Genomic DNA, 16,103 nt, shown 5'->3' with positions numbered 1-16,103 from the left:
ACCCGCGCCGAAGCCGGCACCAAAACCCGCACCGAAGCCGGCACCAAAACCCGCGCCGAAGCCGGCACCAAAACCCGCGCCGAAGCCGGCACCAAAACCCGCGCCGAAGCCAGCACCAAAACCTGCGCCGAAGCCGGCACCAAAACCCGCGCCGAAGCCGGCACTAAAACCCGCGCCGAAGCCGGCACCAAAACCTGCGCCGAAGCCAGCACCAAAACCAGCTGAGAAACCGAAAACGCCAGCTCAAAAACCAGCTGAGAAACCAAAAACACCAGCACCAAAACCCGCGCCGAAGCCGGCACCAAAACCGGCTGAAAAAGCTAAAGAAACAACTCCTAAACAGGATAAATCACAATCTAAAGTTCAGTCTGGCTGGGTAGGAAATTACTACCTCAAATCAGATGGAAAGAGAGCTAAAAATGAATGGGTAGATGGTGGTCGTTATTATGTTGATTCTGATGGAAAAAAGGTTAAAAGTGACTGGATTTATGATAAAAACTATGGTTCATATTATTATCTAACAGCAGAAGGAAGCTCTGCTCGCAATAAATGGGTAGGAAATTATTACCTCAAATCAGATGGAAAGATGGCCAAGAATGAATGGGTAGATGGTGGCCGTTACTATGTTGATTCTGAAGGCAAAATGGTAAGGGGCAAATGGGTAGATGGTGGCCGTCACTATGTAGGATACGATGGTGTGCGGCAACCAAAACTAGATGGGAAGCAGTACAATGCTGCTTTAATTGAAGCGAAAAAATATAATTCGTATTTACATATGTCAAAAAAAGCACTCTATGACCAGTTGACATCACAAGTTTCACATGGTTTTTCAAGTTCTGCAGCACAGTATGCCATCGATCACTTGAACGCGGATTACAAAGCAAATGCCTTAGTTAAAGCAAGAGAATATCGAAAGAATTCCAATTTATCAAAGACAGAAATTTATGAGTGGCTAACTTCTCCTTATGTTGGAAAATTTACAAAAGAAGAAGCAAACTATGCCATTCAAAAACTAGATTTAACACCAGAAGGAAGCATTGCCCGCAATAAATGGGTAGGATACTATTATTATAAATCAGATGGAAAGGTGGCCAAGAATGAATGGGTAGATGGCGGTCGTTACTATGTTGATTCTAAAGGTAAAATGGTAAGGGGTAAATGGGTAGATGGTGGTCGTTACTATGTAGGAAACGATGGTGTGCGACAACCAAAACCAGCAGCCGGGAATCAATACAATGCTGCTTTAATTGAAGCGAAAAAATATAATTCGTATTTACATATGTCAAAAAAAGCACTCTATGATCAGTTGACCTCACAAATTTCACATGGTTTTTCAAGTTCTGCAGCACAGTATGCCATCGATCACTTGAACGCGGATTACAAAGCAAATGCCTTAATTAAAGCAAGAGAATACCGAAAGAATAACCATTTATCAAAGACAGAGATTTATGAGTGGCTAACTTCTTCTTGGGTTGGAAAATTTACAAAAGAAGAAGCCAACTATGCTATTCAAAAACTAGGGGATAAATAGTTATTAATTATTAGATGTAACTTTTTCATGCAAAGCTTTGCACAAATCTAACGATTTTGTTATACTATATCTGTAAGCATTTTCAATTAAAAAGGAGAAGACGATGAGTCAAAAGATTATTGGGATTGACCTTGGTGGAACATCTATCAAATTTGCAATTTTAACTCAAGAGGGAGAAATCCAAGAAAAATGGTCTATCAAGACCAATATTTTGGATGAAGGAAGCCATATTGTAGATGATATGATTGTGTCTATTCAACATCGTTTGGACTTGCTTGGATTGTCAGCTACGGATTTCCGAGGCATTGGAATGGGATCACCTGGTGTGGTTGACCGTGAGAAAGGAACTGTTATCGGTGCCTACAACCTAAACTGGAAAACCCTCCAACCAATCAAAGAAAAGATTGAAACAGCCTTGGGTATCCCATTCTTCATCGATAATGATGCCAATGTAGCTGCTCTTGGTGAGCGCTGGATGGGTGCTGGTGACAACCAACCAGACGTTGTCTTTATGACACTTGGTACTGGTGTTGGTGGCGGTATCGTGGCAGAAGGAAAACTGCTCCACGGTGTTGCTGGTGCTGCTGGTGAGCTTGGTCATATCACTGTTGACTTTGACCAACCAATCGCATGTACCTGTGGTAAAAAAGGCTGTCTTGAGACAGTTGCTTCTGCAACAGGGATTGTCAACTTGACTCGTCGTTATGCAGATGAATACGAAGGCGATGCGGCCTTGAAACGCTTGATCGACGACGGTGAAGAAGTAACTGCTAAAACTGTTTTTGACTTAGCTAAAGAAGGGGACGACCTTGCTTTGATCGTTTACCGTAACTTCTCACGTTACTTGGGAATCGCTTGTGCTAATATCGGTTCAATCCTAAACCCATCAACAATCGTTATTGGTGGTGGAGTATCAGCTGCGGGAGAATTCCTTCTCCAAGGCGTGCAAAAGGTCTATGACGAAAATACCTTCCCACAAGTACGCACAACAACTAAATTAGCTCTTGCAACTCTAGGAAATGACGCTGGAGTTATCGGAGCAGCATCACTTGTATTGCAATAAGATAGATTGATTATAGAGCTTGGTGGTTATCAAGCTCTTTTTTAAAATCGAATAAAACGAAATAGTTTTTAATTTTTGGAAGGAGTCGCTAGATGAACACATCAAAACAACCCATGCTTGAATTAGCACTGTCTCTTGCTAAAAAACTCATAGAGGGCAATTTGATAAGGCAGGAGTAGATTATATAGAACATCCAATCTATGTAGCAAGTCTATGTAGCAAGCCAAGTTTGTACTGAAGATGAAAAAGCAGTTGCTCTGCTACATGATGTTATAGAGGATAGTCCTTTTACGGCTGAAGAACTATTACAAGCTGGTTTACCAGAAACAGTAGTTACTGCCGTTCAGGTTTTGACAAAGAAAAAGGGGCAAGACTATCAAACATATCTGGAAAATGTGAAATCTAATTCTCTAGCACGTGTTGTCAAATTAGCAGATTTAAAACATAATTCAGATTTATCTAGATTGAGTTCTGTCACTGACAAGGATTTGGAATGATTAGAAAAATATAAAAAGGCCATTGATTATCTAAGTATGTAGAAAAGCTCTTTTTATGCTATACTAGTTAGGAAATAAATGAGGTGAGAGTAAATGACAAAAGCAGATACGATTTTTAAAGAGAATATTGAACGAATCCTCAAAGACGGCGTCTTTTCTGAACAAGCACGTCCTAAGTACAAGGACGGAACAGTTGCTAACTCTAAGTATGTGACTGGTGCTTTTGCAGAGTATGACTTGGCAAAAGGGGAATTTCCCATCACAACCCTGCGACCCATTGCAATCAAATCAGCCATCAAGGAAGTCCTTTGGATCTACCAAGATCAGTCTAATAGCCTAGAAGTTCTCAATGACAAGTACAATGTTCACTACTGGAATGACTGGGAAGTGGGAGATACAGGAACCATTGGTGAGCGCTATGGGGCGGTCGTTAAGAAACACGACATCATTAACAAGATTCTCAAGCAGTTGGAAGCCAATCCTTGGAACCGTCGCAATATCATCTCTCTCTGGGATTACCAAGCTTTTGAAGAGACAGACGGCCTTCTTCCATGCGCCTTTCAGACTATGTTTGATGTCCGTCGCGTTGATGGGGAAATCTATCTGGATGCGACCTTGACTCAGCGTTCTAATGATATGTTGGTGGCACACCACATTAACGCTATGCAGTACGTAGCCTTGCAGATGATGATTGCCAAGCATTTTGGATGGAAGGTTGGGAAGTTCTTCTACTTTATCAACAACCTCCATATCTATGATAATCAGTTTGAACAAGCAGAGGAATTGCTCCGTCGTGAGTCGTCAAACTGCCAACCTCGCTTGGTCTTGAATGTGCCAGATGGGACCAGTTTCTTTGATATCAAAGCGGAGGATTTTGAGTTGGTTGACTATGATCCGGTTAAGCCACAGCTGAAGTTTGATTTGGCTATTTAATAAAATAAAAAGAAGTTGAGATTTCTCAACTTCTTTTGTTGCTTAGTGTGATACGCGACGGCGAGCTGCTTTTTTACGGTTTTCTTCGATGAAAGCTGCTTTTTGCTCTTCTGGCTCAATCACTTTCTTTTTAATTGCGTATACTGCTCCTGCAACAGCAGCGACAGTTCCTGCGACACCTGTTACAAGACCTTTAGCGAATCCTTTAGCCATGAGTCTTCCTCCTTTATCTTCCCGATCAGCCAGGCTCCTCAAGGGGTAGCATTTTTCTGACTGACCTTTTTATGATATAATAATAGTAACGAAAAAATGGGAATTTTTCAAGGAAAAAAGATGAAAACAAAAATAATTGTGATTGTTGGACCGACTGCTGTTGGGAAGACAGCCCTTGCTATTGAAGTGGCCAAGCACTTTGGTGGAGAGGTGGTCAGTGGTGACAGTCAGCAAGTTTACAGAGGGTTAGATATTGGGACGGCCAAGGCTAGCCCAGAGGAGCAAGCAGCTGTTCCTCATCATTTGATTGATGTCAGAGAGGTGACCGAGTCTTACTCGGCTTTTGATTTTGTTTCAGAAGCTAAGAAGGCTATTGAGGATATTCAAAGTCGTGGCAAGCTTGCTATTATAGCGGGAGGTACCGGACTTTATATCCAGAGTTTGTTGGAAGGCTACCATCTGGGTGGAGAGACGCCTCATGAGGAGATTGTAGCTTATCGAGCTAGTTTAGAGCATTATTCAGATGAAGAATTAGCCCATATTGTGGAGCAAGCAGGCCTTGAAATTCCTCAGTTTAACCGTCGTCGTGCTATGCGTGCCTTGGAGATTGCCCATTTTGGTCAGGATTTGGAAAACCAGGAAAGTCCTTATGAATCTCTGATTATCTGCTTGGACGATGAGCGCAGTCAGCTTTATGAGCGTATCAACCACCGAGTAGATCTGATGTTTGAGGCTGGGCTTTTGGAAGAGGCTAAGTGGCTCTTTGACCATTATCCAAATGTGCAGGCAGCCAAAGGCATTGGCTACAAGGAACTCTTTCCATATTTTCGTGGGGAGCAGACTTTTGAGGAAGCTAGTGAGAGTCTCAAACAGGCGACCCGTCGTTTTGCCAAGCGTCAGTTGACCTGGTTCCGCAATCGCATGCAGGTGACCTTTTATCAGATAGGAGAGTCTGGTGTGCAGGAGCGTATTTTTAACCAGATTGAGGAGTTTTTAGATGATTGAAACAGAGAAAAAAGAGGAACGTGTCCTGCTCATCGGTGTAGAATTGCAGGGCATGGACAATTTTGACCTCTCCATGGAAGAGTTGGCCAGTCTGGCTAAGACTGCTGGAGCAGTCGTTGTAGATAGCTATAGACAAAAACGTGAAAAGTATGACTCCAAGACCTTCGTCGGCTCTGGTAAGTTGGAAGAAATTGCTCGAATGGTAGATGCTGAGGAAATTACTACTGTTATCGTCAATAATCGCTTGACTCCACGGCAAAATGTCAATCTAGAGGAAGTTCTCGGGGTCAAGGTTATTGACCGTATGCAGTTGATTTTGGATATCTTTGCCATGCGGGCTCGAAGCCATGAAGGAAAACTCCAAGTCCACCTAGCCCAACTCAAATACCTCTTACCTCGCTTGGTTGGTCAGGGGATTATGCTTAGTCGTCAGGCTGGGGGAATTGGTTCTCGTGGACCTGGTGAAAGCCAGCTAGAACTGAACCGACGTAGTGTTCGCAATCAAATCACAGATATTGAGCGTCAGCTTAAGGTAGTGGAGAAGAATCGGGCGACAGTCAGAGAAAAACGTCTGGAGTCGGGTACTTTTAAGATTGGCTTGATTGGTTACACTAATGCCGGAAAATCGACTATTATGAATACTTTAACCAGCAAGATCCAGTATGAGGCTGACGAGCTCTTTGCGACTCTAGATGCGACGACTAAGAGTATTCATCTAGGGGGTAATCTTCAGGTGACCTTGACAGATACTGTTGGCTTTATCCAAGATTTGCCGACAGAGTTGGTATCGAGTTTCAAGTCAACCTTGGAAGAAAGCAAGCATGTGGACCTTCTGGTTCATGTCATTGATGCCAGCAATCCTTACCACGAAGAGCATGAAAAAACAGTTCTTTCCATCATGAAAGACTTGGACATGAAAGATATTCCTCGCTTGACCCTTTATAATAAAGCGGATTTGGTGGAGGATTTCACGCCTACTCAAACACCTTATGCCCTCATCTCTGCCAAGTCGGAGGATAGTCGTGAGCAGCTGCAAGCTTTATTGCTAGATAAGATTAAGGAAATTTTTGAAGCATTTACTCTGCGCGTGCCCTTTTCTAAGTCTTACAAGATACATGATTTAGAAAGTGTGGCGATTCTGGAAGATCGCGATTATCAGGATGACGGGGAAGTCATTACAGGCTATATTTCCGAGAAAAATAAATGGAGGTTAGAGGAATTTTATGACTGATATTAAAACTTTGGCTCTAAAGTATGGAGGTTATACAAGTCTGGACAAGGTCTATCTGGATCAACTTCTAGCTGGTAAAACAGAGCAGGAGCAACTAGCTCTCATCACACCTCCGCCGAGTGTAGTCAATGCCTACTTTGCTGAACTCTACCAGAAAAAGAGTCCCGAGGCTGCGACAGCTTACTTTGCTGAACTGAGTCAGGAGTTACATCTCTTCAATCCTGAGCCAAGTTTTACTCTAGAAAACAAGCCCTTTATTCGCCTAAACCTGTCTGGTAAATCCTTTGGATTTTGCTATGAGAAAGAAGGTCTTGGACGTATTTTCTCAGAAGCTGAGGAAGAAATCACTACTGACTTGCTTTTTGAGATTGCGCAAATTTTCCCCCATCAGCTCGTCTTTGAGGAGTCTGGAAAGATTTACATGAAGGCTGTCGGGGACGAAGAAGTTGTTAGTGTGGAGAGTCTCACAGCTTTGACTGATTTGGAAAGCTTGGCTGATGGTCGTAAGCGTCTCAAAGGCTACAGCCAAGAGGAGTTATTACAAGAAGCTAGAGCTTTTTCTGGTAAGCGCTATTTCCGATCGGAAAACCGCACAGCCATGTTATATATTGATTAATTAGAAAGTATCGAATGGATATTCAATTTTTAGGAACAGGGGCTGGTCAGCCCTCCAAATCCCGCAATGTTTCAAGTCTCGCCCTGAAACTCTTGGATGAGATTAACGAAGTCTGGCTTTTTGACTGTGGGGAAGGAACGCAAAATCGCATTCTGGAAACCACGATTCGACCCCGTAAGGTCAGCAAAATCTTTATCACCCACCTGCATGGAGACCACATTTTTGGTTTACCAGGTTTTCTCTCCAGCCGTGCTTTTCAGGCCAATGAAGAGCAGACAGATTTGGAAATTTATGGCCCTCAAGGGATCAAGTCATTTGTCTTAACCAGTCTTCGTGTGTCCGGTTCTCGTTTGCCCTACCGCATTCATTTTCATGAGTTTGACCAAAATTCTCTGGGGAAAATCCTTGAAACCGATAAATTCACTGTGTATGCAGAGGAGTTGGACCACACTATTTTCTGCGTTGGCTATCGTGTCATGCAAAAGGACTTGGAAGGAACGCTGGATGCTGAAAAACTTAAGGCTGCTGGTGTCCCATTTGGCCCGCTTTTTGGAAAAATCAAAAACGGTCAGGATGTTGTTCTGGATGATGGGACTGAAATCAAGGCGGCAGACTATATCTCAGCACCGAGACCTGGCAAGGTAGTTACTATTCTTGGTGACACGCGAAAAACCAATGCCAGCGTGCGTCTAGGCGTCAATGCTGATGTCCTGGTCCATGAATCGACTTATGGAAAGGGTGATGAGAAAATTGCCCACAATCACGGTCACTCAACCAATATGCAGGCTGCGCAAGTAGCAGCAGAAGCAGGAGCCAAGCGCCTCTTGCTCAATCATATCAGCGCCCGCTTCCTCTCAAAAGATATCAGCCAGCTCAAGAAGGATGCGGCAACTGTTTTTGAAAATGTCCATGTGGTCAAAGACTTGGAAGAAGTGGAAATCTAACAGTTATTGAAAGGACGAAGCATGTCTACTATTCTCATTACAGGAACTAGCGGTGGATTGGCCCAAGAAATGGTCAAACTCTTGCCAAATGACCAACTCATCTTACTAGGTAGAAACAAGGAAAAACTGTCGGAGCTATATGGAAACCATCCCCATGTGGAATTGATTGAAATCGACATTACTGATGACTTGGTCCTAGAAGATCTGGTAGCTGACCTCTATCTCCGTTATGGTAAAATTGATGTCTTAATCAACAATGCTGGTTATGGAATTTTTGAAGACTTTGACAAGATTTCTGATCAAGACATTCACCAGATGTTCGAGGTAAATACCTTTGCTCTGATGAACTTGTCTCGTCGTCTTGCAGCTCGTATGAAAGAAAGTCGAAAAGGGCATATCATCAATATCATCAGCATGGCAGGCTTGATAGCTACAGGAAAATCCAGTCTCTACTCAGCGACCAAGTTTGCGGCTATTGGTTTTTCCAACGCTCTACGCCTCGAACTCATGCCTTATGGAGTCTATGTAACAACAGTCAATCCAGGACCAATCCGAACAGGATTTTTTGATCAAGCAGACCCAGATGGGAGCTACCTCAAGTCTGTTGACCGCTTTCTCTTAGAACCAGATGCGGTTGCTAAAAAAATCATCAAGACCATAGGAAAAAATAAACGAGAACTCAATCTTCCACTTTTGCTCAATTTAGCCCACAAATTTTATAGCCTCTTTCCTAAGCTAGCAGATAAGTTGGCTGGAGAAACCTTTAATTATAAGTGAGAAAGCTGTTCCCTTGAGGAATGGCTTTTTGCTTTAATAAGGAGAAGTTGTTGATCAAAAATAATCCCTGAAAATACTGGTAGTTTATCTCTATTTGATAGTTTTGGAGTATAATTGAGATAAGAAAGTTCATTAGATAAATGAAGTCCCAAACCAGCTAGCTTACCCTAGATAATGCCCTATGTATAGCCGGAGGTTGACAATGGAATTATTGACAATTGACCAAATTATTTCCATTATTGAGGAAGCAATACAAGGGCTTGACCCTGAGATAAGAGAAGGAATTGTCCTGAGCCATACTGAAGTGCCTGTGTCTGAACTGGATCGTTTGAAAAAACAACTGCAAATACAAGATTTGGATCCGATTTTTAGGAAGTATATTCTGGCCTATAACTGGGGGCAGGTCGGTTTTTTAAGTTACCAGTTTGGATATGGGGACGACACTAGTCTTACTTGGCTGATCAATCGCAATTTGGAATACCACGATTACTCGACTCTACAAGAAAGAGGCTTGATCATCATTGCAAATGGAGATCCCTACACTATTTTGCTGGATTGTCAATCTGGGGCGGTCTATGCTCTTGATGCAGAGATGAACTATGATGAAAAAATATGGCTGACACCAGATTTTCTAGCATTTGTTAGAGCCATGGGAACGGCCCAATCTGCAGTTTGGAAGGGTTGTGAAAGTGACTTCATCCGCTTGATGACTAGAATAGGTCATGCGTCCAGTTTGATATTTTGGCAGAGTCTGGTCGGGTTTTATGATTGAAAATAGAAGGAGCAGGTCATGGAATTTATTGTAGCTGAGGAAGGGATTCCTCAAAATATCGGATGTCAGGGAGCCCTGATTGCCTATTATGGCAGTGAGATAGAATTTCATTATGAAACCGTTCCACCACACGGTGATGAGATTTTTTCTGCCAAGTTGCCTTTGTTGGGGCTTGATCTGCCCTTTTGGATCTATGGGAGAAATCTCATATTTTTAGATGCTTACTACCTCTTAGCAGAAACAGTTAAGAAAGGGACTTGGAATCCCATAACGAGTATGCTCATCAACATTCATACGGGGGAATACGCCAGCCTAGACCACTGGTACAATCATATATCTATTGAGCAAAACGGTCTTGAGTTGAAAAATGATTATGATGGACAAGTCCTGACTTTGAAAACGGTTGACAAACTTCATTGGCTTGCCCTAGATGCTGAATCAGAAGAAAGGAACTAAAAATGGCAAAGAAAAGAGTTACATTATCAAAAGAGTTTAAGGATTTAATGGATGAAGGAAATATTGAAGCCCTTAAAGCAGTCTATGACCGTTGTGAATTAACCGCTCATGATGGAAGATTTAGCTTATGTACACCTCTGCATATGGGAGGAGTCCCGGATGAATTGGTTATCTGGCTTGTCGAACAGGGCTTGGATATCAATATCCCTGATTATTATGGAGCGACTCCTTTGTACCGTCAGGCAACCATGGGAAGAGAGACTGTAAAACTCTTGCTCGAATTGGGGGCAGATATTGAAAAAAGCAATACTTATGGAAATACACCTCTGCATATGGCAGCTGAGTTTTTTCATCCTAAGACCGTTGCACTTCTCATAGAAAAGGGAGCAAATGTTAACCCTAAAAATGATAGGGGACAGACTCCACTAGACTCCGTTCTCACTGTCTGTCGGGGAATCTATATTGCCCAAACAGCTGAAATTGCCTCTATGCTGTTGGATGCAGGTGCTAAGAAAACATCTGCTATGAAAGAAAAGGTCGAAAATATCGGTAAAGATTTTGAATTTCATAGAGAAGGGATCAATCCCGACTATCTAGAAGCAGCAGATCAGGGTCTAGAAAAACTTTATGCTTTGTTTGATGTCAAGCCGGTAGCCAAACGAATAACCCACGATGGAGTTTCTCCGATTCTCGTAAAAGAAGGTAGCTGGGAGGAGCAATATGAGGAACTATGGTCTTTCTTGATTCCTTCAAGTGGAGCAGCCAAAACTGTTCAGGGAGAAGTTATTCGTATACCAGGTCGAGTTCGAGATGAACTGGATCGCAATGGTGGGGTCAACTGGGACAGGGACTATAGAAAAATGCTTCAAGCTCTCCCTCAATACTTGTCTCTAGGAATCCCACTTTCAGATCAAGAATTAGAAGAGACTAAAGAGCTTATTGCTCAAGTTCATGGGAAAGATTTTGATGACGAGCCTCGCCTAGACCGCCTGTGTCAGCTAGCTATTGCTTGGATTAAGCAAAATCCTGAATCCCTTCTCCTAGAAAAAACAAGTTATAAGCGGTAAAAAGCATTGGAAGACAGATAAAATAAAGAAATCATGGTGAAATGATGCAACTAATTGACCAAGTTAAAAAAATAGAAACTTATATTTGTGAGTGTTTTGAAGACTGGGATTTGGATGATCCTGTAGAGGAAGGATATCTGGAAGATTATCAGGGCATTTCTGGTGCTTCTGAGGAAGAGCTTCAAGCCTTTGAGGAAATATTTGGCATTCGTCTACCTAGTGACTTCAAAGAGCTTTATAGCTATAAAAATGGGAGTAAATACCTCTCTATTTTACCTTGTGTAATTGACCAGAGAGATTTGACTTTTTCTCTCATGAGTCTACAGGAAATTGAGACTTGTAAAAAGTACTTTCAAAATAGAGATGCTCTGTTAACCGAATTTCCCGACTATTTTTCTAGTCAAGACCTAGAAAACATGCATGATAGTAGAATTAAGCCCTATCTTTTTAATAAAAAATGGCTTCCTTTTGCTCAGTATTGTGACTCTTGTTATCTTATGCTGGATTTTGATCCAGACCAGGAGGGTCAGGAAGGTCAGGTTATTTGCTACATCCATGATCCTGACCAGGTGATCTATGCGGCTGAAAGCCTTACAAATCTGATTGAAGGGATAATGGATGAGATCATATGAATGGACAAATGTACCAAATAGCCTGTATCGTGGCAGCAGCTAGGAAGGCTTTAAAAACTGATCAGGCAATCTTGTATCATCCTGACCAATATATCAATAAGATTTGCTTTCAAATTTTGCCGTCAGAAAAGGGGGAAGTTATAGAACTATCTGTATCTGATTGGTTTGAAAATCTTAAGGAAAAAGGTTTGAAGGACTTAAAATTATTTTGCCCTATCTCAGTAAATGACAGAGGTATTTTAGGTTTCTCCAATACGACACAGAGTTCAATTCTCTGTTTTTATAAAGATGGGAAGGCAAGTTATTTCCTACCAAATTGGGAAGCTGCTTCCGCAGGTAGGGGCTGGGATGTTACCTACACCGAGTATGAATGGGAAAGGTCTTCTCAAGACATTCCCCACTATGAAAATAATATCGAAGAATTTAAGGACATATTGACTCGTATAGAAAATCTAGCAATTAAAATTGAATGTGACAACTTTGCCAAAGTCTTTCAATCTGCTAGAAACTTTTTGCTAGACCCAGAATCTGGTAAAGGACTGGCAGAACCTCAAATTCCACTGCAATATCTAAGCATATTTAGAGCTGCAAGCTCAGCGGATGTTTTTGGAGGAATGGGCTCCTGGAATGATGAACCTGGATGGCTGGCACAAGACAAGGGACTGGGTCAAGTATACGATGAACTTTCAGATCAATTGCTAAGAAATATTAGATCAGCCATTCTATTTGCCATCAACGAGTGGTGATGGATTAGGAGAGAGAAAATGGGGAAGTTAAAGTTAAGTCTATTGAATAAATGGGAACTAGACAAGGACTACAATAGTGTTTTCAATTCTGTCATGTTACATGATGGTAGAGCCTTTGTCTTGACCAGTGAGAAGGAAGCTTTCAATCTCTACTGTCTGCTTGAAGTATCACCTTTGGGTGTGAAGGAGATAGATGCTTGGTATTGTGACCATGTTTGGGAGGAAGAGCCTCTACTCTTTACAGATGGACAAAATATTGGCATCATCAAGGCTGGCAAGGAAATAGTCTATTATACTGGTGATTTTTCTAATCCAGAAATCATTGCCATAAAGGATCCGCAAAGTATACTTCCTAAAAAGGCACAAGAGAGATATTTTCAAATCGTATCAGATAGCGACCAGATACCCGTGTGTTTTGAAAATCAAGTTTATACAAATCAGGCAAGAAACTTTGCTCTTTTAGAATTTGATCGAGAGAAAAAGCAGGCGAAGTGGACCACTTATTCGCATATTGATAAAAAAGAGTTAAATCACCACGACACGAACTCAAGTTTTTGTCCTAAAATCGATAGTATGAAATCTTGGAAGCAAGAACTCTATGCCTTTAGCTCTGGAGAAAGTCAAACCTCTGTCAATAAATGGGGCATGGACTATTATGCCCTAGTTAAAATCTCTAGTGATGGTCGTATTATTGAAAAGTTATTAGAATCTGAACATTTAAAGGCTTTAGGTAAAAAAGCTGGTGTCAATGGAATTTTTACGGATTCGCCTTATATTATCCTGAGCCCCCTATTTAAGAATGATGATTGGAAGGGCAAGCAAAAGCTATTTTCTCTGGCAACGAGAGAATTGTGCGATATAGCCTTGCCTAGAGGAATGAGTAAACACAAGCTTCAAAATATAACAGACAACTTTTGTTTAACCTTCCTGTACGACAGAGGATTAAAAGAACTTGCCCTTTGTCGGATTGACTAGGCTGTGAGGCTGAGTTTGGGAGCTTTTTATAGATAGGTGCTGATATTTCTTGATTAGTCTACAGTATTTATTTTGAGCTGTTTTCTTGTCAAATTTGACCAAGTATTGCAAATCGAATCTTAAAACAGTATACTAGAAATAGCAATTATGAAAGCGTTTGCGTTTTTGTTGATGATGATTATTTAGGAGACAAAATATGGAATTAACAGCCATTTATCATAGACAAGAATCAGAGTATGCTTATCTTTACAAAGAAGGTCAGCTACATATCCGAATCAGAACCAAGAAAAATGATGTCCAGCAGGTCATTTTACATTATGGAGATCCCTTTATCTTCATCGAGGATAAGTATGAAGCCAAGAAAGAAATGACTAAAGCAACCTCGGATGCTTTATTTGATTATTGGCAGGTTACAGTATCGGTTGATTTTGCACGGATTCAGTATATCTTTGAACTCCTTGATGAGGAAGGTCAGGGTATTTTCTACGGTGATAAGGGTTGTGTGGAACATACTCAAGAAAACTTGGATGCGGAAGGAAATGGCTTTAAGCTTCCCTATATTCATGAAATCGACGGATGTCAGGTTCCTAGCTGGGTTTCAAATACCGTTTGGTACCAGATTTTCCCAGAACGATTTGCTAATGGAAATCCTAATTTGACTCCAGATGGAGCTCGAGAGTGGGATGCTGCCATTGCACCTAATAGGGATGACTTTTTTGGTGGAGATTTACAAGGGATTATCGACCATCTAGACTATCTAAAAGATTTGGGAATCACTGGACTTTATCTATGTCCGATTTTTGAAGCAACGACCAATCACAAGTACGATACGACGGATTATTTTGAAATTGACCGTCACTTTGGAGACAAAGAAGTCTTTGCTAATTTAGCCGAGGAAGCTCATAAACGTGGCATTAAGATTATGCTAGATGCTGTTTTCAATCATATCGGCTACCAGTCTGCCCAATGGCAGGATGTTCTAAAAAATGGAGAAAATTCCCCTTATAAAGATTGGTTCCATATTCAAGAGTTTTCAATTACAGAGGATAAACTTCAGAATCCAAGAGAACTCCCTTATCATACCTTTGCCTTTGCTAGCTATATGCCTAAGTTAAATACAGCAAATCCTGAAGTCAAAGACTATCTTCTCAGTGTTGCAACTTACTGGATTGAGAATTTTGATATCGATGCTTGGCGCTTGGACGTTGCCAATGAAATTGACCATCAGTTCTGGAAAGATTTTAGAAAGGCAGTTCTCGCTAAAAAGCCTGATTTGTATATTTTAGGTGAAATCTGGCATACGTCTTAGCCTTGGCTAAAAGGAGATGAGTTCCATGCAGTCATGAACTACCCGCTCTCTGAAAGTATCAAGGATTATTTCTTGCGTCAGCATAAAAAGACAGAGCAGTTCATTTCAGAAATCAATAGCCAGTCAATGTACTACAAGCAACAAATCTCAGAGGTTATGTTAAATCTCCTGGATTCTCACGATACAGAGCGTATTCTTACAACTGCAAAAGGAAATCTCCAACATGTCAAGGCTGCTTTAACCTTCCTCTACCTTCAAAAAGGGACTCCTTGTATCTATTACGGAACAGAGCTAGCACTAATTGGTGGACCAGACCCTGATTGCCGTCGTGGCATGCCTTGGGACCGTGTGTCTGAGGACAATGATATGCTGAATTTTATGAAACAGTTGATTCAAGTCCGTAAAGAAGTTGCAAGCATTATTCAGCATGGTTCATATAGCTTGCAAGAAGTGAAACCATATGTTCTTTCCTTGAAATGGACCTACGAAGGAAAAGAAGTTCAGGCTATCTTTAATCAGTCTAAGGAGAATGTTATCTTAGACAGAGATTCAGTTGATTTAGCGAGTCATTGCCAGTTTGAAGATGGTCAGCAAGTCATCTTGCCAGATGAATTTGTAGTTACTATTTCTGAGTAAAAAGGATTAAAATAATGGCACTCAAGGAAGTTTATGAGTATTTTCGTCACTATGATAAGGAAACTTATCAGGTTGTCGCCTGCATGGGTAATGAACCATCGGAAGAAGATGTTCAGGATTTTGAAAATCAATACGGCATTCGTCTGCCAGAAGATTTCAGGGAATTCACCAGGTCATCTCTGGGAGGTCTCTTTATGGAAGTCAGAGAAGAGCTATGGCCAAGAGCCAAGGCTTACGATGTAGCACCATTTTGGACCTTCTGTCGAGGTATTAAGGTCTTGGGAATTGCAAATGGCATCCCAGACTTCTTAGACATTCGACTTAAAACCAAGGAATTACACGCTCTGGGCTTTGTGGATTATATTCCATTTCTGTCTATCATCGGGGATGGAGATGTGATTTTTTGCTTTGATAAGGACAATCATATTGTAGCTCTAGATTGGTATAATAGTAGCGAAACTGAAGAGCTTGAATGTGATTTTACAGGACTTTTACTCCAGCAAATTGCCGAGCTAGAAGAGCGTAAAAATGAGATGGTCAATCTTTTGGAAAAGGGGAAATCTAGTCAATAATCTATAAGGAAATATCAGTTTGATAGTCCGTAAAAGAGGTTGGGACAAAAGATCCCGACCTCACTTTTTTTAGCAATCAAACTTTGACGCGGTAGCTGATTGAATTTTTTGTTCGTCTTTTAGACTCC

General features: G+C 41.4%; 16 protein-coding genes and 2 pseudogenes. 17 read left to right on the top strand and 1 reads right to left on the bottom strand.

Going from position 1 to position 16,103, the window contains the following annotated elements; genetic code table 11:
- The 4 genes and pseudogenes from D8862_RS09625 to D8862_RS08735 form a co-directional block, all read left to right on the top strand.
- On the top strand, positions 1-1,531 hold a 1,531-nt coding region (locus tag D8862_RS09625; RefSeq protein ID WP_221762942.1), incomplete at its 5' end, for an Ltp family lipoprotein.
- A gap of 103 nt (positions 1,532-1,634) precedes the next feature.
- Positions 1,635-2,594, top strand: a complete 960-nt coding sequence (locus D8862_RS08745; protein WP_125450034.1) for an ROK family glucokinase — start codon at positions 1,635-1,637, stop codon at positions 2,592-2,594.
- Positions 2,595-2,686: 92 nt separating this feature from the next.
- Positions 2,687-3,091: pseudogene (locus D8862_RS09760) on the top strand (HD domain-containing protein).
- A gap of 93 nt (positions 3,092-3,184) precedes the next feature.
- Positions 3,185-4,024, top strand: a complete 840-nt coding sequence (locus D8862_RS08735; RefSeq protein WP_125450032.1) for a thymidylate synthase — start codon at positions 3,185-3,187, stop codon at positions 4,022-4,024.
- Between the two features lie 42 nt (positions 4,025-4,066).
- Here the strand turns inward: D8862_RS08735 and D8862_RS08730 are convergent, their stop codons facing one another.
- Positions 4,067-4,237 (bottom strand): DUF3042 family protein, encoded by a 171-nt coding sequence (locus D8862_RS08730; RefSeq protein ID WP_001051782.1) that lies wholly within the window; start codon positions 4,235-4,237, stop codon positions 4,067-4,069.
- 120 nt (positions 4,238-4,357) lie between these two features.
- On the opposite strand from D8862_RS08730, the gene miaA reads away from it, so the two are divergent.
- From miaA to D8862_RS08665, 13 genes and pseudogenes are all read left to right on the top strand, one after another.
- A complete protein-coding gene (gene miaA / locus D8862_RS08725) occupies positions 4,358-5,242 on the top strand; it encodes a tRNA (adenosine(37)-N6)-dimethylallyltransferase MiaA (protein WP_125450030.1) in 885 nt (294 codons plus the stop codon).
- Complete coding sequence (gene hflX, locus D8862_RS08720; RefSeq protein WP_125450028.1) at positions 5,235-6,473, top strand: GTPase HflX; 1,239 nt, start codon at positions 5,235-5,237, stop codon at positions 6,471-6,473. The genes miaA and hflX overlap by 8 nt, the downstream gene beginning before the upstream one ends.
- Positions 6,466-7,089, top strand: coding sequence for a cystathionine beta-lyase (locus tag D8862_RS08715; protein ID WP_125450026.1), 624 nt, complete (start codon positions 6,466-6,468; stop codon positions 7,087-7,089). Before hflX ends, D8862_RS08715 begins: the two co-directional genes overlap by 8 nt.
- Positions 7,090-7,103: 14 nt before the next feature.
- Positions 7,104-8,033 carry a ribonuclease Z gene (gene rnz, locus D8862_RS08710; protein ID WP_125450024.1) on the top strand — a complete coding sequence of 310 codons (930 nt, stop codon included), beginning with the start codon at positions 7,104-7,106 and terminating at the stop codon, positions 8,031-8,033.
- Positions 8,034-8,054: 21 nt separating this feature from the next.
- Positions 8,055-8,810 carry an SDR family NAD(P)-dependent oxidoreductase gene (locus D8862_RS08705; protein ID WP_125450022.1) on the top strand — a complete coding sequence of 252 codons (756 nt, stop codon included), beginning with the start codon at positions 8,055-8,057 and terminating at the stop codon, positions 8,808-8,810.
- A 202-nt stretch (positions 8,811-9,012) separates the two neighbouring features.
- Positions 9,013-9,582: an SMI1/KNR4 family protein gene (locus tag D8862_RS08700; RefSeq protein ID WP_125450020.1), complete on the top strand. Its 570-nt coding sequence runs from the start codon at positions 9,013-9,015 to the stop codon at positions 9,580-9,582.
- Positions 9,583-9,600: 18 nt separating this feature from the next.
- Positions 9,601-10,038, top strand: a complete 438-nt coding sequence (locus tag D8862_RS08695) for a hypothetical protein (protein ID WP_000394429.1) — start codon at positions 9,601-9,603, stop codon at positions 10,036-10,038.
- 2 nt (positions 10,039-10,040) lie between these two features.
- Entirely contained in the window at positions 10,041-11,105 is a 1,065-nt protein-coding gene (locus D8862_RS08690; protein ID WP_125450018.1) for an ankyrin repeat domain-containing protein, read from the top strand.
- Between the two features lie 44 nt (positions 11,106-11,149).
- A complete protein-coding gene (locus D8862_RS08685; protein WP_033605822.1) occupies positions 11,150-11,737 on the top strand; it encodes an SMI1/KNR4 family protein in 588 nt (195 codons plus the stop codon).
- Positions 11,734-12,483 carry a hypothetical protein gene (locus tag D8862_RS08680; RefSeq protein WP_125450016.1) on the top strand — a complete coding sequence of 250 codons (750 nt, stop codon included), beginning with the start codon at positions 11,734-11,736 and terminating at the stop codon, positions 12,481-12,483. Before D8862_RS08685 ends, D8862_RS08680 begins: the two co-directional genes overlap by 4 nt.
- Positions 12,484-12,501: 18 nt before the next feature.
- Positions 12,502-13,458: a hypothetical protein gene (locus tag D8862_RS08675; RefSeq protein WP_125450014.1), complete on the top strand. Its 957-nt coding sequence runs from the start codon at positions 12,502-12,504 to the stop codon at positions 13,456-13,458.
- Positions 13,459-13,654: 196 nt separating this feature from the next.
- Positions 13,655-15,403: pseudogene (locus tag D8862_RS08670) on the top strand (glycoside hydrolase family 13 protein).
- A 14-nt stretch (positions 15,404-15,417) separates the two neighbouring features.
- The gene (locus D8862_RS08665) at positions 15,418-15,975 is read left to right on the top strand and encodes an SMI1/KNR4 family protein (RefSeq protein WP_125450012.1); all 558 of its coding nucleotides are present in this window, start codon (positions 15,418-15,420) and stop codon (positions 15,973-15,975) included.
- Positions 15,976-16,103: the final 128 nt, after the last annotated feature.

Source organism: Streptococcus oralis, assembly GCF_003942585.1.
In the GTDB taxonomy this organism is placed as follows: domain Bacteria; phylum Bacillota; class Bacilli; order Lactobacillales; family Streptococcaceae; genus Streptococcus; species Streptococcus oralis_BE.
This window is presented reverse-complemented; position numbering and strand designations above follow the sequence as displayed.

What these genes read in the sequence shown, in the direction of transcription:
- D8862_RS08745 (WP_125450034.1), top strand. Translation starts at nt 1,635, where the DNA reads ATGAGTCAAAAGATTATTGGGATTGACCTTGGTGGAACATCTATCAAA.
- D8862_RS08735 (WP_125450032.1), top strand. Translation starts at nt 3,185, where the DNA reads ATGACAAAAGCAGATACGATTTTTAAAGAGAATATTGAACGAATCCTC.
- D8862_RS08730 (WP_001051782.1), bottom strand. Translation starts at nt 4,237, where the DNA reads ATGGCTAAAGGATTCGCTAAAGGTCTTGTAACAGGTGTCGCAGGAACT.
- miaA (WP_125450030.1), top strand. Translation starts at nt 4,358, where the DNA reads ATGAAAACAAAAATAATTGTGATTGTTGGACCGACTGCTGTTGGGAAG.
- hflX (WP_125450028.1), top strand. Translation starts at nt 5,235, where the DNA reads ATGATTGAAACAGAGAAAAAAGAGGAACGTGTCCTGCTCATCGGTGTA.
- D8862_RS08715 (WP_125450026.1), top strand. Translation starts at nt 6,466, where the DNA reads ATGACTGATATTAAAACTTTGGCTCTAAAGTATGGAGGTTATACAAGT.
- rnz (WP_125450024.1), top strand. Translation starts at nt 7,104, where the DNA reads ATGGATATTCAATTTTTAGGAACAGGGGCTGGTCAGCCCTCCAAATCC.
- D8862_RS08705 (WP_125450022.1), top strand. Translation starts at nt 8,055, where the DNA reads ATGTCTACTATTCTCATTACAGGAACTAGCGGTGGATTGGCCCAAGAA.
- D8862_RS08700 (WP_125450020.1), top strand. Translation starts at nt 9,013, where the DNA reads ATGGAATTATTGACAATTGACCAAATTATTTCCATTATTGAGGAAGCA.
- D8862_RS08695 (WP_000394429.1), top strand. Translation starts at nt 9,601, where the DNA reads ATGGAATTTATTGTAGCTGAGGAAGGGATTCCTCAAAATATCGGATGT.
- D8862_RS08690 (WP_125450018.1), top strand. Translation starts at nt 10,041, where the DNA reads ATGGCAAAGAAAAGAGTTACATTATCAAAAGAGTTTAAGGATTTAATG.
- D8862_RS08685 (WP_033605822.1), top strand. Translation starts at nt 11,150, where the DNA reads ATGCAACTAATTGACCAAGTTAAAAAAATAGAAACTTATATTTGTGAG.
- D8862_RS08680 (WP_125450016.1), top strand. Translation starts at nt 11,734, where the DNA reads ATGAATGGACAAATGTACCAAATAGCCTGTATCGTGGCAGCAGCTAGG.
- D8862_RS08675 (WP_125450014.1), top strand. Translation starts at nt 12,502, where the DNA reads ATGGGGAAGTTAAAGTTAAGTCTATTGAATAAATGGGAACTAGACAAG.
- D8862_RS08665 (WP_125450012.1), top strand. Translation starts at nt 15,418, where the DNA reads ATGGCACTCAAGGAAGTTTATGAGTATTTTCGTCACTATGATAAGGAA.